The organism is Pseudomonas sp. R5-89-07 (assembly GCF_003851685.1).
In the GTDB taxonomy this organism is placed as follows: Bacteria; Pseudomonadota; Gammaproteobacteria; order Pseudomonadales; family Pseudomonadaceae; genus Aquipseudomonas.
Window position 1 is genome coordinate 1978959 of sequence record NZ_CP027727.1, and the last position, 21872, is coordinate 2000830.

Annotated in this window: 16 protein-coding genes, 4 tRNA genes and 1 pseudogene; 11 read left to right on the forward strand and 10 right to left on the reverse strand. The window is 61.5% G+C overall.

The features are described 5' to 3' along the window. Positions 1–19 precede the first annotated feature (19 nt). Positions 20–1081 carry an AI-2E family transporter gene (locus tag C4J94_RS09170; RefSeq protein WP_124385855.1) on the forward strand — a complete coding sequence of 354 codons (1062 nt, stop codon included), beginning with the start codon at positions 20–22 and terminating at the stop codon, positions 1079–1081. Here the strand turns inward: C4J94_RS09170 and C4J94_RS09175 are convergent. Beyond that, a complete protein-coding gene (locus C4J94_RS09175) occupies positions 1078–2115 on the reverse strand; it encodes a HAMP domain-containing sensor histidine kinase (protein ID WP_124385856.1) in 1038 nt (345 codons plus the stop codon). The genes C4J94_RS09170 and C4J94_RS09175 overlap by 4 nt on opposite strands. Continuing rightward, on the reverse strand, positions 2115–2930 hold the full coding sequence (locus tag C4J94_RS09180; protein ID WP_372240893.1) for a response regulator: 816 nt from the start codon (positions 2928–2930) through the stop codon (positions 2115–2117). Before C4J94_RS09180 ends, C4J94_RS09175 begins: the two co-directional genes overlap by 1 nt. A 209-nt stretch (positions 2931–3139) precedes the next feature. Between C4J94_RS09180 and pyrF the strand changes: the two genes are divergently transcribed. Continuing rightward, the gene (pyrF, locus tag C4J94_RS09185; RefSeq protein WP_124385858.1) at positions 3140–3838 is read left to right on the forward strand and encodes an orotidine-5'-phosphate decarboxylase; all 699 of its coding nucleotides are present in this window, start codon (positions 3140–3142) and stop codon (positions 3836–3838) included. 113 nt (positions 3839–3951) lie between these two features. Here the strand turns inward: pyrF and C4J94_RS09190 are convergent, their stop codons facing one another. Continuing rightward, complete coding sequence (locus tag C4J94_RS09190) at positions 3952–4959, reverse strand: NADP-dependent oxidoreductase (protein ID WP_124385859.1); 1008 nt, start codon at positions 4957–4959, stop codon at positions 3952–3954. Between the two features lie 227 nt (positions 4960–5186). Between C4J94_RS09190 and C4J94_RS09195 the strand changes: the two genes are divergently transcribed. The 4 genes and pseudogenes from C4J94_RS09195 (at position 5187) to C4J94_RS28100 (ending at position 9645) form a co-directional block, all read left to right on the forward strand. Continuing rightward, the gene (locus tag C4J94_RS09195) at positions 5187–5948 is read left to right on the forward strand and encodes an SDR family oxidoreductase (RefSeq protein WP_124385860.1); all 762 of its coding nucleotides are present in this window, start codon (positions 5187–5189) and stop codon (positions 5946–5948) included. Between the two features lie 202 nt (positions 5949–6150). Further along, positions 6151–7563 (forward strand): PLP-dependent aminotransferase family protein, encoded by a 1413-nt coding sequence (locus C4J94_RS09200; protein WP_124385861.1) that lies wholly within the window; start codon positions 6151–6153, stop codon positions 7561–7563. A gap of 996 nt (positions 7564–8559) precedes the next feature. Continuing rightward, positions 8560–8784 (forward strand): annotated as a pseudogene (locus C4J94_RS28095) (HAMP domain-containing protein); the annotation flags it as partial. Between the two features lie 18 nt (positions 8785–8802). Next, positions 8803–9645, forward strand: a complete 843-nt coding sequence (locus C4J94_RS28100) for a methyl-accepting chemotaxis protein (protein WP_372240894.1) — start codon at positions 8803–8805, stop codon at positions 9643–9645. A gap of 35 nt (positions 9646–9680) precedes the next feature. Here C4J94_RS28100 and C4J94_RS09210 read toward each other — a convergent pair whose 3' ends face one another. Both C4J94_RS09210 and C4J94_RS09215 read right to left on the reverse strand, forming a co-directional pair. Further along, positions 9681–10493, reverse strand: coding sequence for an alpha/beta fold hydrolase (locus C4J94_RS09210; protein WP_124385863.1), 813 nt, complete (start codon positions 10491–10493; stop codon positions 9681–9683). Positions 10494–10652: 159 nt separating this feature from the next. After that, entirely contained in the window at positions 10653–11423 is a 771-nt protein-coding gene (locus C4J94_RS09215; RefSeq protein WP_124385864.1) for a hypothetical protein, read from the reverse strand. A gap of 357 nt (positions 11424–11780) precedes the next feature. On the opposite strand from C4J94_RS09215, the gene C4J94_RS09220 reads away from it, so the two are divergent. From C4J94_RS09220 to C4J94_RS09235, 4 genes are all read left to right on the forward strand, one after another. Then, a tRNA-Glu gene (locus tag C4J94_RS09220) sits at positions 11781–11856 on the forward strand. 3 nt (positions 11857–11859) lie between these two features. After that, a tRNA-Gly gene (locus C4J94_RS09225) sits at positions 11860–11935 on the forward strand. 105 nt (positions 11936–12040) lie between these two features. After that, a tRNA-Glu gene (locus C4J94_RS09230) sits at positions 12041–12116 on the forward strand. Positions 12117–12119: 3 nt separating this feature from the next. Further along, a tRNA-Gly gene (locus tag C4J94_RS09235) sits at positions 12120–12195 on the forward strand. Between the two features lie 76 nt (positions 12196–12271). Here the strand turns inward: C4J94_RS09235 and C4J94_RS09240 are convergent. Beyond that, positions 12272–13753, reverse strand: a complete 1482-nt coding sequence (locus C4J94_RS09240) for a PLP-dependent aminotransferase family protein (protein WP_124385865.1) — start codon at positions 13751–13753, stop codon at positions 12272–12274. A gap of 82 nt (positions 13754–13835) precedes the next feature. Between C4J94_RS09240 and C4J94_RS09245 the strand changes: the two genes are divergently transcribed. Then, a complete protein-coding gene (locus tag C4J94_RS09245) occupies positions 13836–15488 on the forward strand; it encodes a M24 family metallopeptidase (RefSeq protein ID WP_124385866.1) in 1653 nt (550 codons plus the stop codon). A gap of 292 nt (positions 15489–15780) precedes the next feature. Here the strand turns inward: C4J94_RS09245 and C4J94_RS09250 are convergent, their stop codons facing one another. The 4 genes from C4J94_RS09250 to C4J94_RS09265 all read right to left on the reverse strand — a co-directional run bounded on the left by C4J94_RS09250 (position 15781) and on the right by C4J94_RS09265 (position 21848). Continuing rightward, entirely contained in the window at positions 15781–17520 is a 1740-nt protein-coding gene (locus C4J94_RS09250) for a dipeptidase (protein ID WP_124385867.1), read from the reverse strand. 96 nt (positions 17521–17616) lie between these two features. Continuing rightward, on the reverse strand, positions 17617–18834 hold the full coding sequence (locus C4J94_RS09255; RefSeq protein WP_124385868.1) for a phospholipase D-like domain-containing protein: 1218 nt from the start codon (positions 18832–18834) through the stop codon (positions 17617–17619). A gap of 56 nt (positions 18835–18890) precedes the next feature. Then, entirely contained in the window at positions 18891–19538 is a 648-nt protein-coding gene (locus tag C4J94_RS09260; protein ID WP_124385869.1) for a MotA/TolQ/ExbB proton channel family protein, read from the reverse strand. Between the two features lie 24 nt (positions 19539–19562). Next, positions 19563–21848, reverse strand: a complete 2286-nt coding sequence (locus C4J94_RS09265) for a TonB-dependent receptor (protein ID WP_124385870.1) — start codon at positions 21846–21848, stop codon at positions 19563–19565. Positions 21849–21872 lie beyond the last annotated feature (24 nt).

Genomic DNA, 21872 nt, shown 5'->3' on the forward strand with positions numbered 1-21872 from the left:
CTCTTTTTCGAGATACCTGATGCTCAATAACGATCGCCTGCTGGTGCAAATCCTGCTGCTGGTGCTGTTTGGCGCCAGCTTCTGGGTCATGGCGCCGTTCTGGTCGGCGCTGTTCTGGGGCGCGGTGCTGGCGTTCGCCAGCTGGCCGCTGATGGTACTGCTGACACGTGGGTTGGGCGGTCGCGAATCGCTGGCGGCCGGCATCCTGACGTTGGGCTGGATGTTGCTGGTAGCGCTGCCGCTGGTGTGGCTGGGGTTCAACCTGGCGGACCATGTGCGCGACGCCGTGTTGCTGATCAAGGACATCCAGGTCGACGGTTTGCCCGATGCGCCCGCCTGGCTCGGCTCGATTCCGTTTATCGGTGAGCGGCTGGTGGCGACCTGGGACAGCATCGACCAACAGGGCGCGGCGCTGATGCTCAGCATCAAGCCTTACCTTGGCCAGGTCGGCAATTGGTTGCTGGCGCGCAGCGCGCAAATCGGCGGTGGCATTCTCGAGCTGACCTTGAGCCTGGTTTTCGTGTTCTTTTTCTACCGCGACGGGCCGCGCCTGGCGATGTTCGTGCACCGTCTGCTCGAGCGTCTGATCGGCGACCGCGCCGGTTATTACATCGAACTGGTGGCCGGTACGGTGCAGCGGGTGGTCAATGGCGTGATCGGCACGGCCGCCGCCCAGGCCGTGCTGGCGCTGATCGGCTTCCTGATCGCCGGCGTGCCTGGCGCTTTACTGCTGGGGGGCGTCACCTTCCTGCTCAGCCTGATTCCCATGGGCCCGCCGCTGGTGTGGATCCCGGCCACGGCCTGGTTGGCCTGGAAGGGTGACTACACCTACGCCGTGTTCCTCGGCGTATGGGGCACCTTCATCATCAGTGGCGTGGACAACGTGCTCAAGCCCTACCTGATCAGCCGTGGCGGCAACCTGCCGCTGGTGATCGTGCTACTGGGGGTGTTCGGCGGCTTGATCGCGTTCGGCTTTATCGGCCTGTTTATCGGGCCGACCTTACTCGCGGTGGCCTACAGCCTGTTGACCGACTGGAGCGCGACCCAGGCCCAGGCGCGGCGCGAAGACAAGCCGCTTTAAGCCCTCGGCAGCCACATCACTGCGGTCAAACCGCCGCCTGGCGTATCTTCCAGGCTCAGGTGGCCGCCGAGGCGCTCGACCGCTTCCCGGGCAATCGTCATGCCCAGGCCGACGCCGCCGGAATTACGGTTGCGCGAGCCCTCCAGGCGAAAGAACGGTTCGAACACCGCTTCGCGCTTCTCAGCTGCGATGCCGGGGCCGTGATCGATTACGCGGATCACCAAGGCCCCGCGACTGTCCGCCAGTTCCACGCGCGCCGAGCCGGCATAGCGCAGGGCATTGTCGATCAGGTTGTTGAGGCACGAGCGCAACGCCATCGGCTGCACCTGCAACGGCGCGCAGGTGCCGCCAAACTGCACGTCGCTGCCTTGGTCCTGGGCGTTTTCGCTGAGGGATTCCACCAGCGCCTGCACGTCGAGCCAATGGCGGGTCTCACTGGTGCGCTGTTCGTGCAGGTAGCTCAGGGTGGCATCGAGCATGCCGATCATGTCGTCCAGGTCCTGGCGCATTTGCCCCTGCAGCCTGGTGTCTTCGATCTGTTCCAGGCGCAGTTTCAGCCGCGAGAGGGGGGTGCGCAGGTCATGAGAGACCGCCCCGAGCATGCGTGCGCGTTGGCTGACCTGTTCGCGGATGCGCCTTTGCATCAGGTTGAAGGTGGACGCGGCCTGGCGCGCTTCGCGAGGCCCGGATTCGTCCAGCGGCGGGCTGTCGAGGTCGACACTCAAGCGCTCGGCCGCCGCGCTGAGGCGCTGGATCGGCCGGCTCAACAGCTTGGCGCCGTACCACGCGGCGATGATCAGCGAGATGAACTGAAACGTCAGCGGCACCACCGGGCCACCGAACCAGGGGCGATGGTGCTTGACCAGGGGCTTCATCGAGCCGTCCGGCTGCTCGACGAAGGTTTCCTGCGGCGGCGGCGGTGGCGGTGGGCCGTAATGATGGAACCAGAAGAACGCCAGCAGATGCGCCAGCACGATGGCCACCAGCAACACGCCGAACAGCCGCCCGAACAACGTATTGACGGGGGCACGCATCAACCGATATCCCGCGCGTCGAACAGGTAGCCTTCGCCGCGTACGGTCTTGATCAGTTGGGGAGCCTTGGGGTCGTCGCCCAGTTTCTGGCGCAGGCGCGACACGAGTAGGTCGATGCTGCGATCAAAAGCTTCGATGGAGCGGCCGCGGGCGGCATCCAGCAATTGCTCGCGACTCAACACCCGGCGCGGACGTTCGATGAATACCCAGAGCAGGCGGAACTCGGCGTTGGACAGCGGCACCACCAGGCCGTTGTCGGCCACCAACTGACGCAACACGCTGTTGAGGCGCCAGTTGTCGAAGCGGATGTTGGCGCGCTGCTCGGTGCGGTCGTCGCGCACCCGACGCAGGATGGTCTGGATACGTGCCACCAGTTCGCGCGGCTCAAAGGGTTTGGACATATAGTCGTCGGCGCCCAGTTCCAGGCCGATGATGCGGTCGGTGGGTTCGCAGCGGGCGGTGAGCATCAGGATTGGAATGTCCGATTCAGCCCGCAGCCAGCGGCACAAGGTAAGGCCGTCTTCGCCCGGCAGCATCAGGTCGAGCACCACCACATCGAAGGTTTCGGCTTGCATGGCCAGGCGCATCGCTGCGCCGTCGGTGACGCCCGTGGCGAGAATATTGAAGCGCGCCAGGTAGTCGATCAGCAGTTCACGAATCGGCACATCATCATCGACGATCAGCGCGCGGGTGTTCCAGCGCTTGTCGTCGGCGATCACCGCGCCTGTGTGCTCGTCATTTACCGGGACGGAAGGAGTATGCATAGTGCGGTCATCTGCCTGATTGTTACGGTCAGCATAGGCGCCCAGCCCCATGGCTGGAAGTGCTGGCCGGTCGGTCATGCTGGCGAGGCTAGCGGTGGGGCGTGTTGGGCGCATGTCATGAATGTATCGGCTTTGAAACAATGGCCGTAAACCCGCGCCAATCCACGCCGAAATCAGCATTTACCGATCATCGGATCCCGCAACGGCGTCGCTTGCGCTACAATCCGCGCCGATTTCGACTTGCCTGAGAGCCCATTCTAATGCCCGTCTGCCAGACTCCTATCATCGTCGCCCTGGATTACCCTACCCGTGACGCCGCACTGAAGCTGGCTGACCAGTTGGACCCCGCGCTGTGCCGGGTCAAGGTCGGCAAGGAATTGTTCACCAGTTGCGCGGCGGAAATCGTCGGCACTCTGCGTGACAAAGGCTTCGAAGTGTTCCTGGACCTGAAATTCCACGATATTCCCAACACCACCGCCATGGCGGTCAAGGCGGCGGCCGAGATGGGTGTGTGGATGGTCAACGTGCACTGCTCCGGTGGCCTGCGCATGATGAATGCCTGCCGTGAAGTGCTGGAACAGCGCAGCGGGCCCAAACCGCTGCTGATCGGCGTGACCGTGCTGACCAGCATGGAGCGCGAAGACCTGGCCGGCATCGGCCTGGATATCGAGCCACAGGAGCAGGTATTGCGCCTGGCCGCCCTGGCGCAGAAAGCCGGCCTTGATGGCCTGGTCTGCTCGGCACTGGAAGCCCAGGCGCTCAAGACCGCGCATCCGGCGCTGCAACTGGTGACCCCAGGCATCCGCCCGGCGGGCAGTGCCCAGGACGACCAGCGCCGTATTTTGACGCCACGCCAGGCGCTCGATGCGGGCTCCGACTACCTGGTGATTGGCCGCCCGATCAGCCAGGCGGCCGATCCGGCCAAGGCGTTGGCAGCAGTGGTTGCCGAAATCGCCTGATACTGAATGTAGGAGGGGGCTTGCCCCCGATGACGGTGGACCAGCCAATACATGTGCTGACTGTCACACCGCGATCGGGGAGCAAGCCCCCTCCCACATTTATCTGTCGCGTATCAACTGACCTTCAGCACCAGCTTGCCAAAGTTCTCACCGTTGAACAGCTTCATCAACGTCTCTGGAAACGTCTCCAGCCCCTCGACGATATCTTCCTTGCTCTTGAGCTTGCCCTGCGCCATCCAGCCGGCCATCTCCTGTCCGGCCGCGGCAAAGTTTGCCGCGTGATCCATCACCACAAAGCCTTCCATGCGTGCCCGGTTGACCAGTAGTGACAAATAATTGGCCGGACCTTTCACGGCTTCTTTGTTGTTGTACTGGCTGATGGCCCCGCAAATCACCACTCGCGCCTTCAGCGCCAGGCGACTGAGCACTGCGTCGAGAATATCGCCGCCTACGTTATCGAAATACACATCCACGCCTTTGGGGCACTCACGCTTGAGGGCGGCGGGTACATCTTCGTGTTTGTAGTCGATGGCGGCATCGAAGCCCAATTCGTCCACCAGGAATTTGCACTTGTCGGCGCCGCCGGCGATGCCCACCACGCGGCAGCCCTTGAGCTTGGCGATCTGCCCGGCAATGCTGCCTACCGCACCGGCCGCGCCGGAGATCACCACGGTCTCGCCAGGCTTGGGCGCGCCCGTTTCCAGCAGCGCAAAGTAGGCGGTCATGCCGGTCATGCCCAGCGCGGACAGGTAGCGGGGCAGGGGCGCCAGCTTCGGGTCGACCTTGTAGAAACCGCGCGGCTCGCCCAGGAAGTAATCCTGCACGCCCAAGGCGCCGTTGACGTAGTCGCCGACCGCAAAGTTCGGGTGGTTGGACGCAATCACCTTGCCCACGCCCAATGCCCGCATCACTTCGCCAAGGCCCACAGGTGGAATGTAGGATTTGCCCTCATTCATCCAGCCGCGCATGGCGGGGTCCAGGGACAGGTACTCGTTGCGCACCAGCACTTGCCCGTCCTGTGGCGTGCCCACCGGCACTTCCTGATAGGTGAAGGTTTCCCGCGTGGCCGCTCCGACCGGGCGTTTGGCAAGCAGGAACTGGCGGTTGGTGTGGGCAGTCATGGCGGCAACTCTTTAGAAATGAACTAGGAGTGATAGACAAGGAACGGCCTGTGAGCAAGTTTGTTCGCTCTACGCGAATGCTTGCCGATAGACAGCCTTGATAGTCTGCCGGTGTGCTTTATCACCCAGACTCATGCAGCGCCAACCGGCCTTCTGATAATGCTGACGCGTCGCTCCCGTCCTTGGCTAGACTCGCTCGACGGCTATTAACCCACAGGACATTCCCCATGAGCATGACGTTTTCCGGCCAGGTCGCCCTGGTGACCGGCGCCGCTGCCGGTATTGGCCGCGCTACCGCGCTGGCGTTTGCCGCCGAAGGCTTGAAAGTGGTGGTGGCTGATCTGGATATGGCGGGCGGCGAAGGCACTGTTGCGCTGATTCAGCAAGCCGGTGGCGAAGCGTTGTTCGTGCGCTGCAACGTCACCCTGGAGGCGGATGTGCAGCAGTTGATGGCGCAGACCGTCGCTGCCTACGGGCGCCTGGACTATGCCTTCAACAATGCCGGGATCGAGATCGAGAAGGGCAAGCTGGCTGACGGCAGTCTGGATGAGTTCGATGCCATCATGGGCGTCAACGTCAAAGGTGTGTGGTTGTGCATGAAGTACCAACTGCCGGTGTTGCTGGCCCAGGGCGGGGGAGCCATCGTCAACACGGCTTCGGTAGCAGGTTTGGGCGCGGCGCCGAAAATGAGTATTTATGCGGCGTCCAAGCACGCGGTGATAGGCCTGACGAAGTCGGCAGCCATCGAGTATGCGAAAAAGAAAATTCGCGTCAACGCCGTCTGCCCGGCGGTGATCGATACCGATATGTTCCGCCGTGCCTATGAAGCTGACCCGCGCAAGGCCGAATTTGCGGCGGCGATGCACCCGGTGGGGCGTATTGGCAAGGTCGAGGAAATCGCCAGTGCTGTTTTGTATCTGTGCAGCGACGGTGCGGCCTTCACGACCGGCCAGGCCCTGGCGGTGGACGGCGGTGCAACGGCGATTTAAGACTTCACACTGCAACCCGCTCGAAAAGGACTGGGGGGTTGTGGGGTGTTTCCATAGCTGGCAAAAAGCCGCGACCGAATGTGTGTCATTAGGTAAAAAACCCAATAAAATCAACACTTTAATAAAAGTTGAAGACGGGTTTTATCGGGCTTCTGTGCTTAACTGTTTGGGTTGAATAACAAACAGTTGAAGTGAGTGGCTCATGGATTTAGGGATTGATCGACAAGCCCCAGTACCGGTGGTGCAGCAAATCATCAGCGCAGTCGCGGGATGGATTCGCGAAAACGGGGTGAGCCCCGGCACGCGCTTACCGTCCGTCCGGCAAGTGGCCCTCGACAACCTGCTGAGCCAGTCCAGCGTGATCGAGGCATTCGAGCGGATGGTGGCCCAGGGTCTGTTAGCCTCGAAAAAAGGCTCGGGGTTCGTGGTGGCACAGCCCGCGATCACTCAGGAAAACCCCTGGTATGAAGGCGCCGAGCAAGGGTGGGGCAGTTTTACCGACAGTCCGTTGGGCGAGCTCAAGCTCGGCTGTGGCTGGCTGCCGGACGCCTGGCGCGAGAGCGATGACATCAGCTACGCGATCCGCGAAGTCAGCCGCACCGACACCGCGGGCCTGTTCAACTACAGCACGCCTATGGGGCTGCCGGCCCTGCGTGAACAAGTGCTCAAGCGCCTGACCCAGATTCACGTGCCCAGCAGTCTGGAATGCATCCTCACCACCCACGGCGCCAGCCATGCCCTGGACCTGCTCATACGCACGCTGCTCAAGGCGGGCGATACAGTGGTGGTCGAGACTCCTGGGTACGGCAACCTCTATCGGCAATTGGCGTTTCATGGCGTCACGTTGCTGGAAGTGCCTCGCACGCGTAGCGGCCCGGATATCGAAGTGCTGGAGGCGCACCTGCGTTGCCATCGTCCCAAATGCCTATTCATCAACAGCCTCTATCACAACCCTACCGGCACCAGCCTGTGCCGCGCGGTGGCCGAGCGTTTGCTGGCGCTGGCATGCAGCCAGGATTTTCTGATTATCGAAGAGGACGTCTACGGTGACCTGCAACATGCCAGTTGCACGCGGTTATCGGCGTTGCCCCACGATGACCGCGTCATCTATGTCTCCAGTTTCTCCAAGACGCTGAGCAGCGCCTTGCGCGTAGGCTACCTGAGCGCCGGCGCAGCGATCATCGCGCAGCTGGTTCACCTCAAGACCCTGACGGGCATCGGTACCTCGCGGTTTGCCGAAGCGATGATGGCGACCTTGCTGGCCAACGGCACCTACCGCAAGTGGGTGCAGCGCCTGCGCAAGCGCCTGAATATGCAGATGGCCGCCACCCTGCAGGTGCTGGAGGATGAAGAATGGCAAGTGTTCGCGGTACCTGCCGGTGGCATGTTCGTGTGGGCGCGACCTGGTGCGCAAAACGCTTCGCGCGTGCAGGCGTGTGCCCGCAGGCTTGGCGTGTTGTTGTCGCCGGGAGCGTTGTTCCACCCGACGGGTGAAGGCAGCGATTGGCTGCGCATCAACGTGGCCTATGCGGCGGATCAGCGCGCATTGGCGCTATTTCGTGCCCTGGGGCCGGCCAGATCGACCTCCACCATTCTGAAAACGACGGGCATGTAGCTTTTTGCCATTATTGTGGCGCCAACGACTTGTGTTCAATGCCCCGCGGTTGCGAATCTCGCTGCTGGTTAAGCGGGTTTATGGCATCTGCCATTGCAAGAGGACTCAAGTGCAATGATTTCGGCCGCGCAACGACGTTTCGCCAACCTCGGTATGGCAAAAAAACTGGGCTTGGGTTTTACCCTGGTGCTGCTGCTGACGGCAGTGGTAGCGGCCATTGGCGTATGGTCCCTGCAAACCGTTGGCCAGCGCTTCGACGGCCTCAAGCAGATGTCTTCGCTCAACAGCGGCCTGCTCAAGGTGCGCCTGATCGAACAGGATTACGCCCTGCATGCCGACCCCAAGTCCGTTGACGCGCTGCACGAAAGCGTCGACGCGCTGGCCGCGCTGGCGGTCAGTCTCAAGGCACAGTCCGCTGCCAACGTGCCGGTAATGACCGATGTGGAACAAGCCCTGGGCGCCTACCGCAAGGCGTTCGACGAGTTTGTCGAACTGACCCAGGCCAAGGATCTGGCCCTGGAGATGGCCAGTTGGTCGGTGTCCAGCGTGGCCAATAACCTCGATGTGTTGCAGGCCGGCCTGGCCGACGATGGCGCCTATGGCCTGAAGGAAAGCCAGGGCAAGGAAGGCGCCGAGTTTATCGAGCAGGCGGGGCAGGTGAGCCAGGTGTCGCGGCTGATGCTGCAGGCGATGAACGAAGCGCGGCTGCGCCTGGATCAGAGCCGCAAGGCCGACGCGGACGAGGCCGAGCAGGGCAAGATCGAACAGGCCGACCAGGCGCTGGCTCAGGCCGAGCAACTGAAAACCTCGGTCAAGGATGCCGGCTACCAGACCGTGCTCAATGAAGTGTCCGGGCACATCGCCTCGTTCAGCGAGAAGCTCGGCGAGTACACCGGTCTGCTGGCTCAGGAAAAGGTGGTTTACAAACAACTGCATGATCGCGCCGATCAGGTGGTCAGCCGGGTCAACCAGGCCTATGACGCCGAAGACCAGTCGATGCAGGCGCAACTGGCCAAAAGCACGCTGCTGATCATCGGTTCATCCGCACTGGCGTTGCTGGTGGGGCTGATTGCGGCATGGGTGATCACGCGCTTGATCGTGGCGCCGCTGCGCAGTGTGATTGCGGTAGCACAGCAAATTGCCGCCGGTGACCTGAGCGGGCGCATGGAGGTCAGCCGCCGCGATGAGATCGGCCAGCTGATGCAGGCCATGCAGCAGATGGGCAATGGTCTGAGCCATATGGTCAGCGGGTTGCAGGCCGGTATCGAGCAACTGGCCAGCTCGGCACATTCCTTGTCCAGCGTCACCGAGCAGACCAACGTCGAGGTCAGCAGCCAGAAGGAAGAAACCGAACAGGTGGCCACGGCGATGAACCAGATGACCGCCACGGTGCACGACGTGGCGCGTAACGCCGAAGAGGCTGCGCAAGCCGCGCAGACGGCGGATGACAAGGTCGACAGCGGCCAGCAGGTGGTGCGCCAGAGTTTGCGGCGCATCGAATTGCTGGCGACATCCAGCAACAGTGCCAGCGCCAGTATCGAAAGCCTCAGCGCCGAGATTCAGAACATTGGCACGGTCTTGAGTGTGATCAAGAGTGTCGCCGAGCAAACCAACCTGCTTGCCCTGAACGCCGCGATTGAGGCGGCTCGTGCAGGGGAACAGGGGCGCGGCTTTGCGGTGGTCGCCGATGAGGTACGCGCCCTGGCCAAGCGCACCCAGCAGTCGACCGAAGAAATCGAACGCCTGGTCAGCACCTTGCGCAGCGCGGCACAGTCATCGGTGCAGCAGATTCAGCACAGTGGCGAACTGGTGAAACTGGCCGTCAGTGACGCGCTGGAAACCGAAAGCGCCCTGGGCAGCATTGCAGCGGCGGTGTCACTGATCCAGCAGATGAACCAGCAGATAGCCGCTGCGGCTGAAGAGCAAAGCTCGGTGGCCGAAGAGATCAATCGCAGTGTCACCAGCATCCGGGCGAGTGCCGATCAGTCGGCGTTGAGCATGCAGGGCAATGCGGCGTCGAGCATAGAGCTTGCGCAATTGGGCGCTGAACTCAAGGGCATGGTCGGGCACTTTCGCCTTTGATCGCAGCCGGGCGCTGCGACCAGTGGGGAAGGGGATCAGGCGTTGTTGGCGAGGAACGTCAGCAGCGCTTCATTGACGAAGTCCGGATTCTCTCGGCTGGAGATATGCCCGGCGTCGGGAATCAATGTCAGGGCGCAGCCGATCAGTTCGGCCATCTCTTGGGACTCTGCGGGTGGCCGCGGCTTGTCCTGCTCACCGCACATCACCAGGGTGGTATCGCGATCCAGGCGAGAAAGCTGATCGAGGATGTCTGCGCGGCTGAAAATCAGGCGGCCCAGGGGCACGACGCTGTCCAGCAGGCGCTCTCTGGAGAAACCCTGCAGCGATTGGCGAAAGTCCTGATACAGCGCTGATTCGCGGTCGATGTTCGCACGGAAGAAGATCGGCGCGATCACGTCCAGCAGCGTCTGCGGGATGGCGCCGGCGTCTTCGATCATCTTGAACAGCGAGAAGTAATACTGGCGCGTGGGGACCGGCTCGGCGCCGAGGTGAGTGTCCATCAGCACCAGGCTGTTGACGCGTTCAGGTGCCAGCAGGGCGAGGCGGGCGCCCCACATGCCGCCGACCGACAGGCCCACCAGGTTGACCTGTGGAATGTCCAGATGGTCCAGCAATGCCAGGTTCTGACGGGCCAGGTCGTCAAGGGAGGTGGTCTGCGCGGGCAGTGCGCCTGACTCACCATGGCCCCACAGCTCAGGGACGATCACCCGGTATTGCTGCGACAGCGCTTCGATCTGTGGTGCCCACATGTGACGGTCCCACAGGTAGCTTGAACCCAACAAAACGACCGGGCCGGTGCCCTGGTCGATATAGTGCAGCGGTTGTCCATCAATCACGGCGACAGGCATAGCAGGCCTCTAACTTCACGGAGTGAGGGGCACTTTTTTACGCTAGTCGGGGGCGGGGCGATAGATGCAAACTGATGGCACCCTTATGCAGGGCGGGTGCAGGAGCGAGTAAGCTCGCTCCTGCACAGGAACAGCCAGCCCATTGCGGGCCAATGGCGCTCAATCGTAGATGGCTTTCTTTTTCCATTCGGCATCGGCGTCGACGACTTTCAGGCCTTCGGTCAGCTCGTTGACTTCGTCTTCGGCCGGCTGGCTGTTGGTCAACACCGTGGAGTTGGCGCGTGCCAGTTGCGACTCCAGCAATTGCAGCTGTGCGCTGTACACCACAGGTTCCGGTTGTTTGCGCAAGTACTGCACGCCACGCTCGAATGCCAGGCGTGCCTGGCCCGGTTGACCTTGCTGCAGGGCATGCTGGCCAAGGTTGTTGAAGAACTCGATGTGCAGCAGCACCAGGATATGGCGGATTTCCTTGATCCAGTGCTTGGCCTCGTTGGCCGGCAGGAAACCGTCCTGGGCTGCGCGGGTGACTTGGCCATGCAGCGCTTCAAGCAAAAAGCGCACATCCTTGGCCTTGGCTTCGGTCTGGATCGGCGCGGGTGGGTTGGCCACCGGAATCGACTCGCCCTGGGCGATCAGTGCATTGAGCTCGGCAACCCGCGCCTTAAGGGGGGCGCTGGCTTTGTTGAGGTTCAACAGGCGCTGGTTGACGTTGAGTTCCAGGCGGGTCAGCAACCGCTTGAGCGCTGGGGTCATGAATTGGCCGGGAAAGGTCTCGGTGATTTCACCACAGCGACGCAGCCGATCATTGAGCTCGATCTCGGTACGCTTCTTTTCCAGCTTATTGTTTTCCACCACATGGTTCATGTAGCCAATGGCGATCAGTATTGCGATCCCGGCTATTACCAGCAGGGTGATCATGAGTGGTGTCACCGGTGTGACCTCTTTATAGGGTTTGCTGTGAGTGTAGTGACTGAGCTATCCGGCGGATAGGGCTGTTCGACCAGTTGCCCAGGTAGTTTCTTCTATATAGGTAAGTCTTCCGTGAATGGGTGCACATTGCCATCATTTGCCTGGGGCAACTATAACGCCTTGTCACGCGCCAGAATATAGGCGCCAAGGCTTGGGCGGGCAGAATGCCCGTGAGGGCCCGTAAACGGTGGCGAAGTCATTGATTTAAATAAATTTATCCATGGGGGTTGACGACCTTTCAATCCATCCATAGAATGCGCGCCACTTACAGCGTAAAGCACACAGCGAAACGAGGTAGGGAGTGAATGTTGTACGTGTGTCCCCTTCGTCTAGTGGCCTAGGACACCGCCCTTTCACGGCGGTAACAGGGGTTCGAGTCCCCTAGGGGACGCCATATGCGGGAATAGCTCAGTTGGTAGAGCACGACCTTGCCAAGGTCGGGGTCGCGAGTTCGAGTCTCGTTTCCCGCTCCAATTTACAAGCAGTGTGGCTTTCGGGCGGCACTGAGTGAAACCAGGACCCCATCTTCGGGTGAGGCCTCTGGGCACTGAAATACACACCATGTGTTTCAGTAGCGTGTCCCCTTCGTCTAGTGGCCTAGGACACCGCCCTTTCACGGCGGTAACAGGGGTTCGAGTCCCCTAGGGGACGCCATTTGCGGGAATAGCTCAGTTGGTAGAGCACGACCTTGCCAAGGTCGGGGTCGCGAGTTCGAGTCTCGTTTCCCGCTCCAATTCAAAGAAAAAGCCACTCAATCGAGTGGCTTTTTTTTGCCTGCGAAAAACTGCCGCCCTACGACACCCAGGGCACTAAAGGCTGTTCGCCGCTTGGGCCAGACGCAACGTGGCTTGACGGATTTCTTCCTGGTTGAGCGACGCAAAGCCCAGCCGCAGCGCGTTCTCCGGCTGGTCCATCGGTGAGAATTGCCGGCCGCTGCGCACCACCAGCCCGTGGTCCAAGGCTGTTTTTACCATCTGATCAACGTCTATTTCATTCTCGAAACGCACCCACAGCGCCAGGCCGCCTTCCGGCTCGCGCATCTGAATGCGATTGCCCAGCGACTCATGCAGACAGCTTTGCAACGTCTCTCGGCGCATCCGATATTCTTTCGACACGCGGCGCAGATGCTTTTTCAGTTCACCGGCATTGATCAGGTCGGCCAGCATCTTCTGGGCGATGGCATCGGCGTCTCCCAGCATCAGCGCCGCATTGCGGTGCAGGGCCTCCACCACTTGGGCGGGGGCCACCACATAACTGCAGCGAAACGTCGAGCCAAGTGCTTTGGATAACGAACCGACATAGATCACATGGCGCTGAGCGCGGTCACTGGCAAGCGGCAGGTAAGGGCGACCGTTGAAGTGGAATTCGTGGTCATAGTCTTCTTCGATGATGCAGAAGTCGTGCAGCGCGGCGAGCGCCAACAGCTGTTGGCGCCGCGCGGCGTGCAGGCTGACGGTGGTGGGGAACTGGTGGTGCGGGGTGAGATAAATCATGCGCACGTTGTGGGTCTGGCATAAGTGATCGATCTGGTCCGTACGGCAACCTTCTTCGTCGATATCCACCGTGACCAGTTGCGCGCCCAGTTGACGAAAAATTTCCCACGCCGGCGGGTAACTCAGGCGCTCCACCAACACCACGTCTCCCGGTTTGATCAGCAGGCTGGCGCTCAGGTACAGCGACATCTGCGTGCCCTGGGTCAGGCAGATGTTCTCGGCGTTGACCGCCAGGCCGCGCTCGCTGCGCAGCATATCGGCGAGGGCGCAGCGCAGGTGATAGCCAGTGCCCTCGCTGCCGTAGCGCACGGTGTTGGAGGCAAAGCTGTTGCGCAGGGCGTTGCGGTAGTAGCGGTGCAACACGGCTTGGGGCAGCAGGCGGTGGTCGCTGGTGCCGTTGTCGAAAAACAGCGCGTCATGCCGATGGCGCAGCGCGGTGACCTGCGCGTTATGGCTGAAATACGGCAGCACCGGCTGCGCCAGGATGGGTGGCGCGAAGGACTGCGGCGCACGACCGGGCAGTTGGGTGGGCGTCAGTTGGGCATTGACGAACGTCCCGCGGCGCGGCTCGCTGATAAGCCAGCCTTTGGTAGCGGCTTCTTCGTAGGCCAGGATCACCGTCTTGCGGTTGACGTCGAGCAACTGCGCCATTTCCCGCGTACCGGGCAGCAAGGTGCCTGGCGGCAGGCGCCCTTCGACAATTGCAGTCACCAGGCCTTCGGCAATCTTGCGATAGGACGCTTGTGGTGAGTGTTCGTCGAGCTTGAGCAAAGGGCGCCATTTGCGCATCTGGACCATATGAAATATCCAAAACTGGGGGTTCTAATGGGCCTAGTCTAGCGCAACAATCCAGCATCACTCATTTTTAGGTCCCACGAACATGCGGCATGTCATCGAACTGTCCCCCTCGGGGAAAACCTTTGAGGCCGGCGACGAGCTGTTGCTTGACGCCATGCTTGCCAGCGGCATGGCCGTGCCATTCTCCTGCCGTCGTGGCGCCTGTGGTTCGTGCAAGGTGGTGGTCGCCGCAGGCGAGTATCAGCCCAAGCGCCTGGCGCCGGATGCCCCCGCGCCCTGTTTCCCCCTGGCGGCCAATGAGATGTTGTTGTGCCAGAGCCACGCATGCACCGACATGCGCCTGGAAATTCCTGGCTGGTCGCTGGATACCCCCGCTCTGGTGATCGAGGCCTGTGTACTCGACAAACGCGCACTCGCGCCCGATGTCATCGAGTTGGTACTGAAGCCGGATACGCCGCTGCTGGTCCGGCCCGGCCAATACCTCAAATTCTGCCTGGCAGACGGGGACACGCGCTGTTTCTCGATTGCCAACCTGCCTGTGCAGGACGACGGGCGTCTGGTCTTCCACATTCGTCGGGTCAGCGGCGGGTACTTTTCCGAGGGTATTCTGGATGGCTTGGCCGCGGGTGAGCGCTTGCAATTGGAGGGGCCGTTCGGCGCCTGCACCTGGCAAGAGGATGATGCCGCCGTTGTCCTGTTCGCCACGGGCACCGGCTATGCGGGTATCAAGCCGATCCTGCTGAGCGCGCTCACACGTAATCGCGAGGTGACCTTGTATTGGGGCGGGGCGCACTCTGCGGATTTTTATGACAGCGCCTTTCTCGACCAATCGATGCTTGAGCATCCAAGGTTTCGCTGGCATCCCGTCCGCTCATCCGAGGGCAGGGTGCACGAGGTTGCGTTGAGTCATGGGCACCAGTGGGAAGTGGCCCAGGTCTATGCGTGCGGTAACGCCACTATGCTCAGCCAGGTACGGGCCCAGTGCCTTGAGGCGGGGTTGCCGAGCCATCGGTTTGTGGCGGAGGCTTTTGTCGCCAGTGGTCGGTCAAGTGTTGGAACAGTTTCTCTGGGGTTCGACCCAGTCTGGGAAAAAGTCGGCCCGCGTTACTCCCTGGATGGCATGCTGGCGGCGCGAGAGAAATCCATACGCGCCTTGGCGGCGATCGCCAGCCAGTTGAAAGTCGGCATGACCACCGGCGAAGCGCTTGAGATGGCCGCCGAGCAATTGCAGGCCATGGGTGCTTCGCACACCTGGCACCCCACCTACATCCGTTTTGGCGCCGACACGGTGCGCCCGCCCCGCGAAGGCATCGACCGCCAGCGCAGGCTGCGCGCCTCGGATATCGTCGTGGTCGACCTTGGCCCGGTGTGGGACGGTTATGAAGGCGACTACGGCGACACCTTTGTATTCGGCACCTCACCTCTGCACCTGGCCTGTACCACCGCGCTGCATGAGGTGTTTGATGAAACGCGCCAGGCGTGGCTGCGCGGCCTGACCGGGCGCGAACTCTACGATTTCGCCGAACGGAGCGCCGTGGCCAAGGGCTGGAGACTGGCGCGCAACCTGGCCGGGCATCGCCTCGCGGATTTTCCCCATGCATTGTTCGAGAGCAAGCAACTGGCCGACCTGGAAATCGCGCCAAGTGAAATGGCCTGGGTACTGGAGATCCAGCTGTGCCATCCCACGGAGCCGGTCGGTGGGTTCTTTGAAGACATGCTAATGTTGCAGATCTGAAAACCCGATCTGCAGAACGCACCCGCGCCCAATGTGGGAGGGGGCTTGCTCCCGATAGCGGTGGGCCAGTCAAGTACTACACAACTTGGCATGGCCCTGAACCTGTGGCGAGGGAGCTTGCTCCCGCTGGGCCGCGAAGCGGCCCCAAACAATGGGTCTGCTGCGCAGTCCAGCGGGAGCAAGCTCCCTCGCCACAGGTTTGGTGTTTGCCTCAACTGATTGGCATCAGGGCAAGCCCCCTCCCACATTTAAGCGGTGTTGCCTTGCAGATCGGGCCTCCCACAGGGGAGGCTCAGAGCTTGGGCAACTGGCCGACGCGTCCCATCATTTCGGTGACGATCTGCAGGTCCAGCAAAAATTGCGAGACGGTCTTGAACTCGCCGTCGGTATGCCCGGTGTATTTCTCCTCCGGGCGGGCCAGGCCGAATTGCACGCCGTTGGGCAGGTCGTGCACCGAGGTGGCGCCGGCGGAGGTGCCGAATTTATGCTGCATGCCCAGGTTTTCAGTGGCCACCGCCAGCAGGGCTTTTACCCATTCGCCCTCGGGGTTGCGGTACATCGGCGCATCCAGCGAATAGGTGAAGTTCACCTTGACCTTGGCTTGCTGGTCCCACACGTTCAGCTTCTGCTCGATCTGTGCCTTGAGTGCTTCTGGGGTTTTACCCTTCGGTGCCCGCAGGTTCACGGCCAGCTTAAGGGCTTTGTCATCCAGGCCGACAAAGGTTGGCGAGGTGGTCAGCGGCCCCATGAAATCATCCGAATAGCCCACGCCCAATTTGCCGCCCAGGTAATCCAGGCCCCAGTTGTCCGCCGCATACTTCGCAGCATCGGTGATGTGGTTGTGCTTGAGGGCAATCTTGCCATCGACGCTGTGGATCAATTCCAGCATACGGGCAACCGGGTTGACCCCGGATTCGGGTTCGGAAGAGTGGGCAGACACACCGGTGACAGTGAGTTTGACGTCCTTGCCGTCGACCTTGCTGCTGACCTGGAAATTGCCACCGTTGCGCTTGGCGTAGTCATCCCCGGCCTGCTGCAGGCTGGCCGCCAATTCAGCCGGTTTCTCGCTGATCAGGGTCGCGACCGAAACCGATGGAATCTGGTTGGTGGCCTTGCCGCCGGTCAACGCGATAATTTCCGCGCCCGTGCCTTCACCCTTGCGCACCGGGAAGGTGGCCATGACCGTGCCCGAGCCTTTCTCGGCAATCACTACCGGGTAACCGCCATCCAGCGCCAGGTTGTACTGCGGCGTGGGATTACGTTCGAAATAGTAAGGAATGGCGTCACCGGCGGTTTCTTCGGTGGTGTCCACCAGCAGCTTGAACGTGCGTGCCAGCGGCAACTTTTCTTCCTTGATCACCTTCATGGCGTACATCGCCACGACGATGGCGTTCTTGTCATCCTCGGTGCCACGGCCGTACATGCGGTCGCCGATCAGCGTGACCTTGAACGGGTCCAACTTGGTGCCATCCTTGAGCACCCAGTTCTCCGGCGTCACCGGCACCACATCGGCGTGAGCGTGGATGCCCACCACTTCATCGCTGCTGCCTTCCAGCGAAATTTCATACACGCGGTTATCCACGTTACGGAAGTTCAGGTTGAATGACTTGGCCAGGGCCTGGATCTTGTCAGCGATCTTGAGGAATTCCGGGTTTTTGTACTGGGGCAAGCCGTCTACGTTGAACGTCGGGATTTCCACCAGCTCGCGCAGGCTTTCGAGCGCGGCCTTGCCGTACTTCACCCGCGTATAAATGCCCAGCAGGCGATTGATCTCGTCTTGCTGGTCGACGCTCAGGGCCTTGTTGTCGAGGAACGCGGTGATCGCCGGGCCGACGTCAGCGCTCTTGCCCGGCTCGCCCTTGGCCAGGGTGCCGAGGAAACTGCGGAAATCGGTGACGGGTGTTTCGCTGAAACTCTTCAGGATAGCGGCGCTTTGGTCGGCAGTGATGTTAGCGAAAGCGGGGCTGGCGACTGCCGAAAGACCCGCGGCGAGCAGGGTGGCAGCCGCCAATTGCTTGAGTGGAAAGTACATGGTTGAAAAGCACTCCTTTGCAGGTAATAAGTAGGAGGTTTCTGACGGATTAGTCAGAAACATTTCCACACACTACCATCACCCAGGTGTAGGAGGTCAATGCTGGCCAGGGTGGGGCGCAGGGTACTCTTCAGTCACGTTCAGGGCTCTGGCATAGGGCCCGTCCCACAACTGCTCATGCAGTTCGCCCAAACGCTTGGCCATCGCCTCGCTGCGCATCACCACTTCCAAGTTGCGTGAATTATCCAGGTAGCTTCCCAACCAGTTGCTGGTGCCGACCCACGCCACCTGCCCGTCGATCTCCAGGGTCTTGCTATGGATCACCCGTGCATAGGGGATAAACCCTTGCTTGGCTTCGGGCAGGGTGACGATCTTGACTTGCACGTTGGGCAGTACCGCGAGGCTCTTGAGGTAGGGCAGTTCCAGCGGGTCGGTGTTCCAGTTGGACACCATCAGCTTGATCGACACCCCACGCGCAGCGGCGGCGCGTACGGCGTTGTCGATCACCGCGTAATACGGGCGAGTTCTGTCCGGCCCGTAGGACAGCGGTGCGTAATCGAGCAACTGCACGCGCACCTCCTTCTTCGCTTCGCCTAGCAGGCGCGGCAACTCCAGCTGTGAATCACCCACGCCGGGCGGGTTGTAGCGGTGTGGGCTCGCCACCAGGTAGTTGCCGGTACGCACTGGTTCCTGGCCGGCGGCCGGCAGTGGCACCGGCCGGTTTTCGGCGAGGGCCTGTTGGGCTTGCCAATCCTGGTCGAAGATCGCCTGGACCTGCCCGACGACCGTTGCATCGCTGATGCGCAGCCCGGTCTCGTGGATATGTTCCAGGGAGCGCCAGTCGAAATTCTGGCTGCCGACAAACGTCTGCTGGCCGTCCACCACCATGTATTTGGCATGGATGATCCCGCCGCTCACTTGCCCGAAGGGCAGTACCCGGAAGCTCAGGTTGGGGATGGCGCGCAAGCGTTCCAGGGTGGCCGCGTCCGACAGCTTGAGGCCTTTTTCCTCAAGCAGAAAACGAATCTTCACGCCGCGTTTGCCGGCGGCTTCCAGGTGTTCGATCACCTTGTCCATCACCGAGCCGGGATGGTCGGCCGCGTAGAACTGGCCGATATCGATGCGCTGTTTTGCGCCATCGAACAACTCGATCCACACCGGGCCCGGCTGGCGTAAATCGGCAGTGCCCAGTGAGGTGTCCACCGGCGCGGTGTGCACCAGTTCAAAGCCCGGAATTGAAAAATCCGCGTGGGCCAGCGGACTGAGGAGCAAGCCGGCGAGGCCAGCGATACACAACTTCGTCGAAAGGGACATAAGCGTCTCATCGCGCCAAGAGAAAAGGCGGGCCCTTCATGCGCCCGCCCTGCAGGTCAGGCTGTACGGCTATGCAGCGGGGTGGGCATGCGCTGCGGCACTTCATCCTGTGCGCGAGCGCCGCTGGCGGCGCGGATCAGCAGGATTTTCAGTTGGTCGTTGATGCGCTCCAGGCTGTCCTGGAAGAAGTTGTGAAATACCACGCAAAACAGCGCGATGGCGATACCCAGCCCGGTGGCGAACAAGGCCGTGCCGATACCACCGGAAATCTGCCCTGGGTCCGACACGCCTGCCGTGGCCAGCGCCTTGAAGGTGTCGATGATGCCCAAGATGGTCCCCAGCAAGCCGAGCAGCGGGGCCGCGGTGGTGATGGTCTCGATGATCCACAGGCTGCGGGCCAGCGGGGCGCGGGTCTTGAGGTACTGGGTGTCGATTTCGTCGTCCAGATCCTTGCGCGAACCGTGGGATGCCTTCTGCGCCAGCACCGGCAGGATCATGTCCAGCGGCAGGCTGTGACGAGCGGCCAGGCTTTGCGGCAAGTCGCGTTCGCTGTGCACGTTGGCGCCGAGAGCGTCGATCAGGGCGCGGGCCTGGCGGCGGACATAGGCGAAGTAGATGCCACGCTCGATGGCGATGAAGATGGCGATGGCCATCGCGGCATACATCACATAGAAGGTGACGTCGTGGAGCAGGTTCATATCCATGCTTGCGATCCTCTTGGGTCAGTCTTAGAAATTGGCTTCCAGCGAAACCGTGACGGTGCGGTCCAGGCCGACGATGTACGCCGGGTCGCCGTCGCGAAAGCCGCTGTAGCTGGCGGCGTTGGTCTTGGTGGTGTACACGCCGTCCAGGTATTGCTTGTCGAACAGGTTGTCGACGTTCAAGCGCAGGGTCGCGTCCTTGACCACTTTTTTGTCCACCGGCAGGTAGATACCGGCGCCGAGGTTGAACACGGTGCGCCCGGAGATGGCTTCGTCGTTGGTCAGGTCGCCGTAGAGCTTGCTGGTGTACTTGCCGCCGAAGGTGCCGTAGAAACGCCCATCGTCGTAGCCGATGTTGGCCGCCAGCATGTTCTTCGGCACGTTGGCAAATTGCTTGCCGCTGGTGGTCAACAGGATGGCCTGGCCGGCGTTATAGACGGTCATGTCGTCTTGCTGCTCGGCCTTGGTGTAGGTGTAGGAGGTGTAGTAGTTGAAGTGGTTGGGCAGCAGGCCGCTCCACTCCAGCTCCAGGCCTTTGTTGGTGACGGCGCCGACGTTGATGTCGGCAGCGTCGCCGTTGATGTCTTTGGAAGACACCTGGCGATTCTTGAAGTCCATGTAGAACAGGGTCGCGGCCAGGGTCATGTCGTCGCCGCGCAAGCGCCAGCCCAATTCGTGGTTCCAGCTGGTTTCCGGCTCGAGGTTGATGGAATCGACGCCTTTATCGTAGAGCGCATAGTTCTGCGGTACGCGCATGTTGCGTGACAGGCTGTAGAACAGCTCGTCGCGCTCGTCCAGCTGGTATTTGAGGCCGACGTTGGGCAGCAGTTTGTTGTAGGTCTGGTTACGTTTTTCCGGCTGCTCGTTGAGGCTGCCGTGGTTGGTGCCGTCACGCTCGACGTTCATGTAGGCCAGGCCTGCGATGAAGGTCCAGTCCGAGTTGATGTACCAGGTGTCCTGGGCCCAGACTTTTTGCGCCGGGGTCACGGTGAAACGGTCGCGGCCCTGCACGGTGTTGCCGTTGGCATCGACGATGGCGCTGTTTGAATCCGGCCAGGTGTCGACCGGCTTGCCATTGCTCTTCAGTGGAATGAATGGCTGCGTCTGGCTCTGGCGCGCACGCTCGTACCAGTAACCGAATTGCAGGCTGTGGTCGCCCAGATCCCAGGTCAGTTTGGTGGTGATCCCCGGACGCCAGGTTTGCGTGCGCGAAGGGCGATAGTACACGCTGCTGTTCGGCGTGCCGTCGGCGGTGTATTGGGCGGCGGTCGGCAGGTTGCCCAGATCGAACACACCCCCCTGGTTGGAGCCTCGGTTCAGCGCATAACTGGACGCGCCGACGCCACTGCCATTGCCCCAGTAGTAATACGGGATCACCGACAGGGCCAGGTTGTCGGCCAGTTTGAACTGAGTATTGAGCACGGCGGTGAAGGTCTGGAACGGGTTCTGCGCCAGGGCGTAGTAGCTGTTGTACTTGCCGTTGCTGCCCACGGTCGGCGTCGCCGGGTAGGGGTCGTACTTGCGCCCGTACTGCTGGAATTGGGCCTTGGTCAGTTGGCTGTAACTGTTGTTGTCCTGCTCGTGGTACTTGAGGATCAGGTTGGCGGTGTTGCCGTTGCCGGCGTCGAAAAAGCTGTTCCACTCCACCTTGTCCGCACGCACGGCCCCCGAGCCGCGCCACATGTCCCCTTCGGTATGGGACACCGATAACCAGTTGCTCAGGCCGTTGACCTCGCCGGTGTTGAGGCGGGCGAAGGTCTTGCGGGTGGCGTTGCTGCCGACGACCTGTTTGACGAAGGCGCCCGTCTCCTTGGTTGGTCGAATGGTCACGATGCCGATGTTGCCGCCGCTGGAGCCGATGTGCGGACCATCGGCTTCCGACGCGCCTTGGGTGACGAAGATCTGGTCGATGTTTTCCGGATCGCCCAGCAGGTTGGAGTACAGCGCGTAATTACCGGAATCGTTGATCGGCATGCCGTCCACCGACATGCCCACCTGATCGGAGTTCATGCCGCGCATCGTGAAGCGAAAGCCCGAGAGGCCGGTGTTGTCTTCGCTGGAAATATTCAAGCCTGGGGTGTACTTGAGCTTGTCGATGGCGTTGCCGGTCGCGGCCTGCTTGTCCAGCGCTTCCTTGGTCACGGTGGAGCGGCCCTTGATGCTTTCTTCCGGCACCATGTAGCCGCCGCCGGCGCTGGCCTTGCCCTGTACCCCAATGGTGCCGACGTCACTGTCGCTCGTGTCTGCCATGACCACGGCCTGGGTCATGCTGGTCGCGGCAACGAGTGCCAGATGCATGCGGGTGAACTTCATCACGGTCGTCCTGGTGTCGGGTGC

Bases quoted from the DNA above. Each gene is read 5' to 3' on its own strand.
- C4J94_RS09170 (WP_124385855.1), top strand. From the start codon at position 20: ATGCTCAATAACGATCGCCTGCTGGTGCAAATCCTGCTGCTGGTGCTG.
- C4J94_RS09265 (WP_124385870.1), bottom strand. From the start codon at position 21,848: ATGAAGTTCACCCGCATGCATCTGGCACTCGTTGCCGCGACCAGCATG.
- C4J94_RS09175 (WP_124385856.1), bottom strand. From the start codon at position 2,115: ATGCGTGCCCCCGTCAATACGTTGTTCGGGCGGCTGTTCGGCGTGTTG.
- C4J94_RS09210 (WP_124385863.1), bottom strand. From the start codon at position 10,493: ATGCCTGTCGCCGTGATTGATGGACAACCGCTGCACTATATCGACCAG.
- pyrF (WP_124385858.1), top strand. From the start codon at position 3,140: ATGCCCGTCTGCCAGACTCCTATCATCGTCGCCCTGGATTACCCTACC.
- C4J94_RS09245 (WP_124385866.1), top strand. From the start codon at position 13,836: ATGCGGCATGTCATCGAACTGTCCCCCTCGGGGAAAACCTTTGAGGCC.
- C4J94_RS28100 (WP_372240894.1), top strand. From the start codon at position 8,803: ATGGTCAGCGGGTTGCAGGCCGGTATCGAGCAACTGGCCAGCTCGGCA.
- C4J94_RS09255 (WP_124385868.1), bottom strand. From the start codon at position 18,834: ATGTCCCTTTCGACGAAGTTGTGTATCGCTGGCCTCGCCGGCTTGCTC.
- C4J94_RS09250 (WP_124385867.1), bottom strand. From the start codon at position 17,520: ATGTACTTTCCACTCAAGCAATTGGCGGCTGCCACCCTGCTCGCCGCG.
- C4J94_RS09195 (WP_124385860.1), top strand. From the start codon at position 5,187: ATGAGCATGACGTTTTCCGGCCAGGTCGCCCTGGTGACCGGCGCCGCT.
- C4J94_RS09260 (WP_124385869.1), bottom strand. From the start codon at position 19,538: ATGGATATGAACCTGCTCCACGACGTCACCTTCTATGTGATGTATGCC.
- C4J94_RS09200 (WP_124385861.1), top strand. From the start codon at position 6,151: ATGGATTTAGGGATTGATCGACAAGCCCCAGTACCGGTGGTGCAGCAA.
- C4J94_RS09180 (WP_372240893.1), bottom strand. From the start codon at position 2,930: ATGGGGCTGGGCGCCTATGCTGACCGTAACAATCAGGCAGATGACCGC.
- C4J94_RS09190 (WP_124385859.1), bottom strand. From the start codon at position 4,959: ATGACTGCCCACACCAACCGCCAGTTCCTGCTTGCCAAACGCCCGGTC.
- C4J94_RS09240 (WP_124385865.1), bottom strand. From the start codon at position 13,753: ATGGTCCAGATGCGCAAATGGCGCCCTTTGCTCAAGCTCGACGAACAC.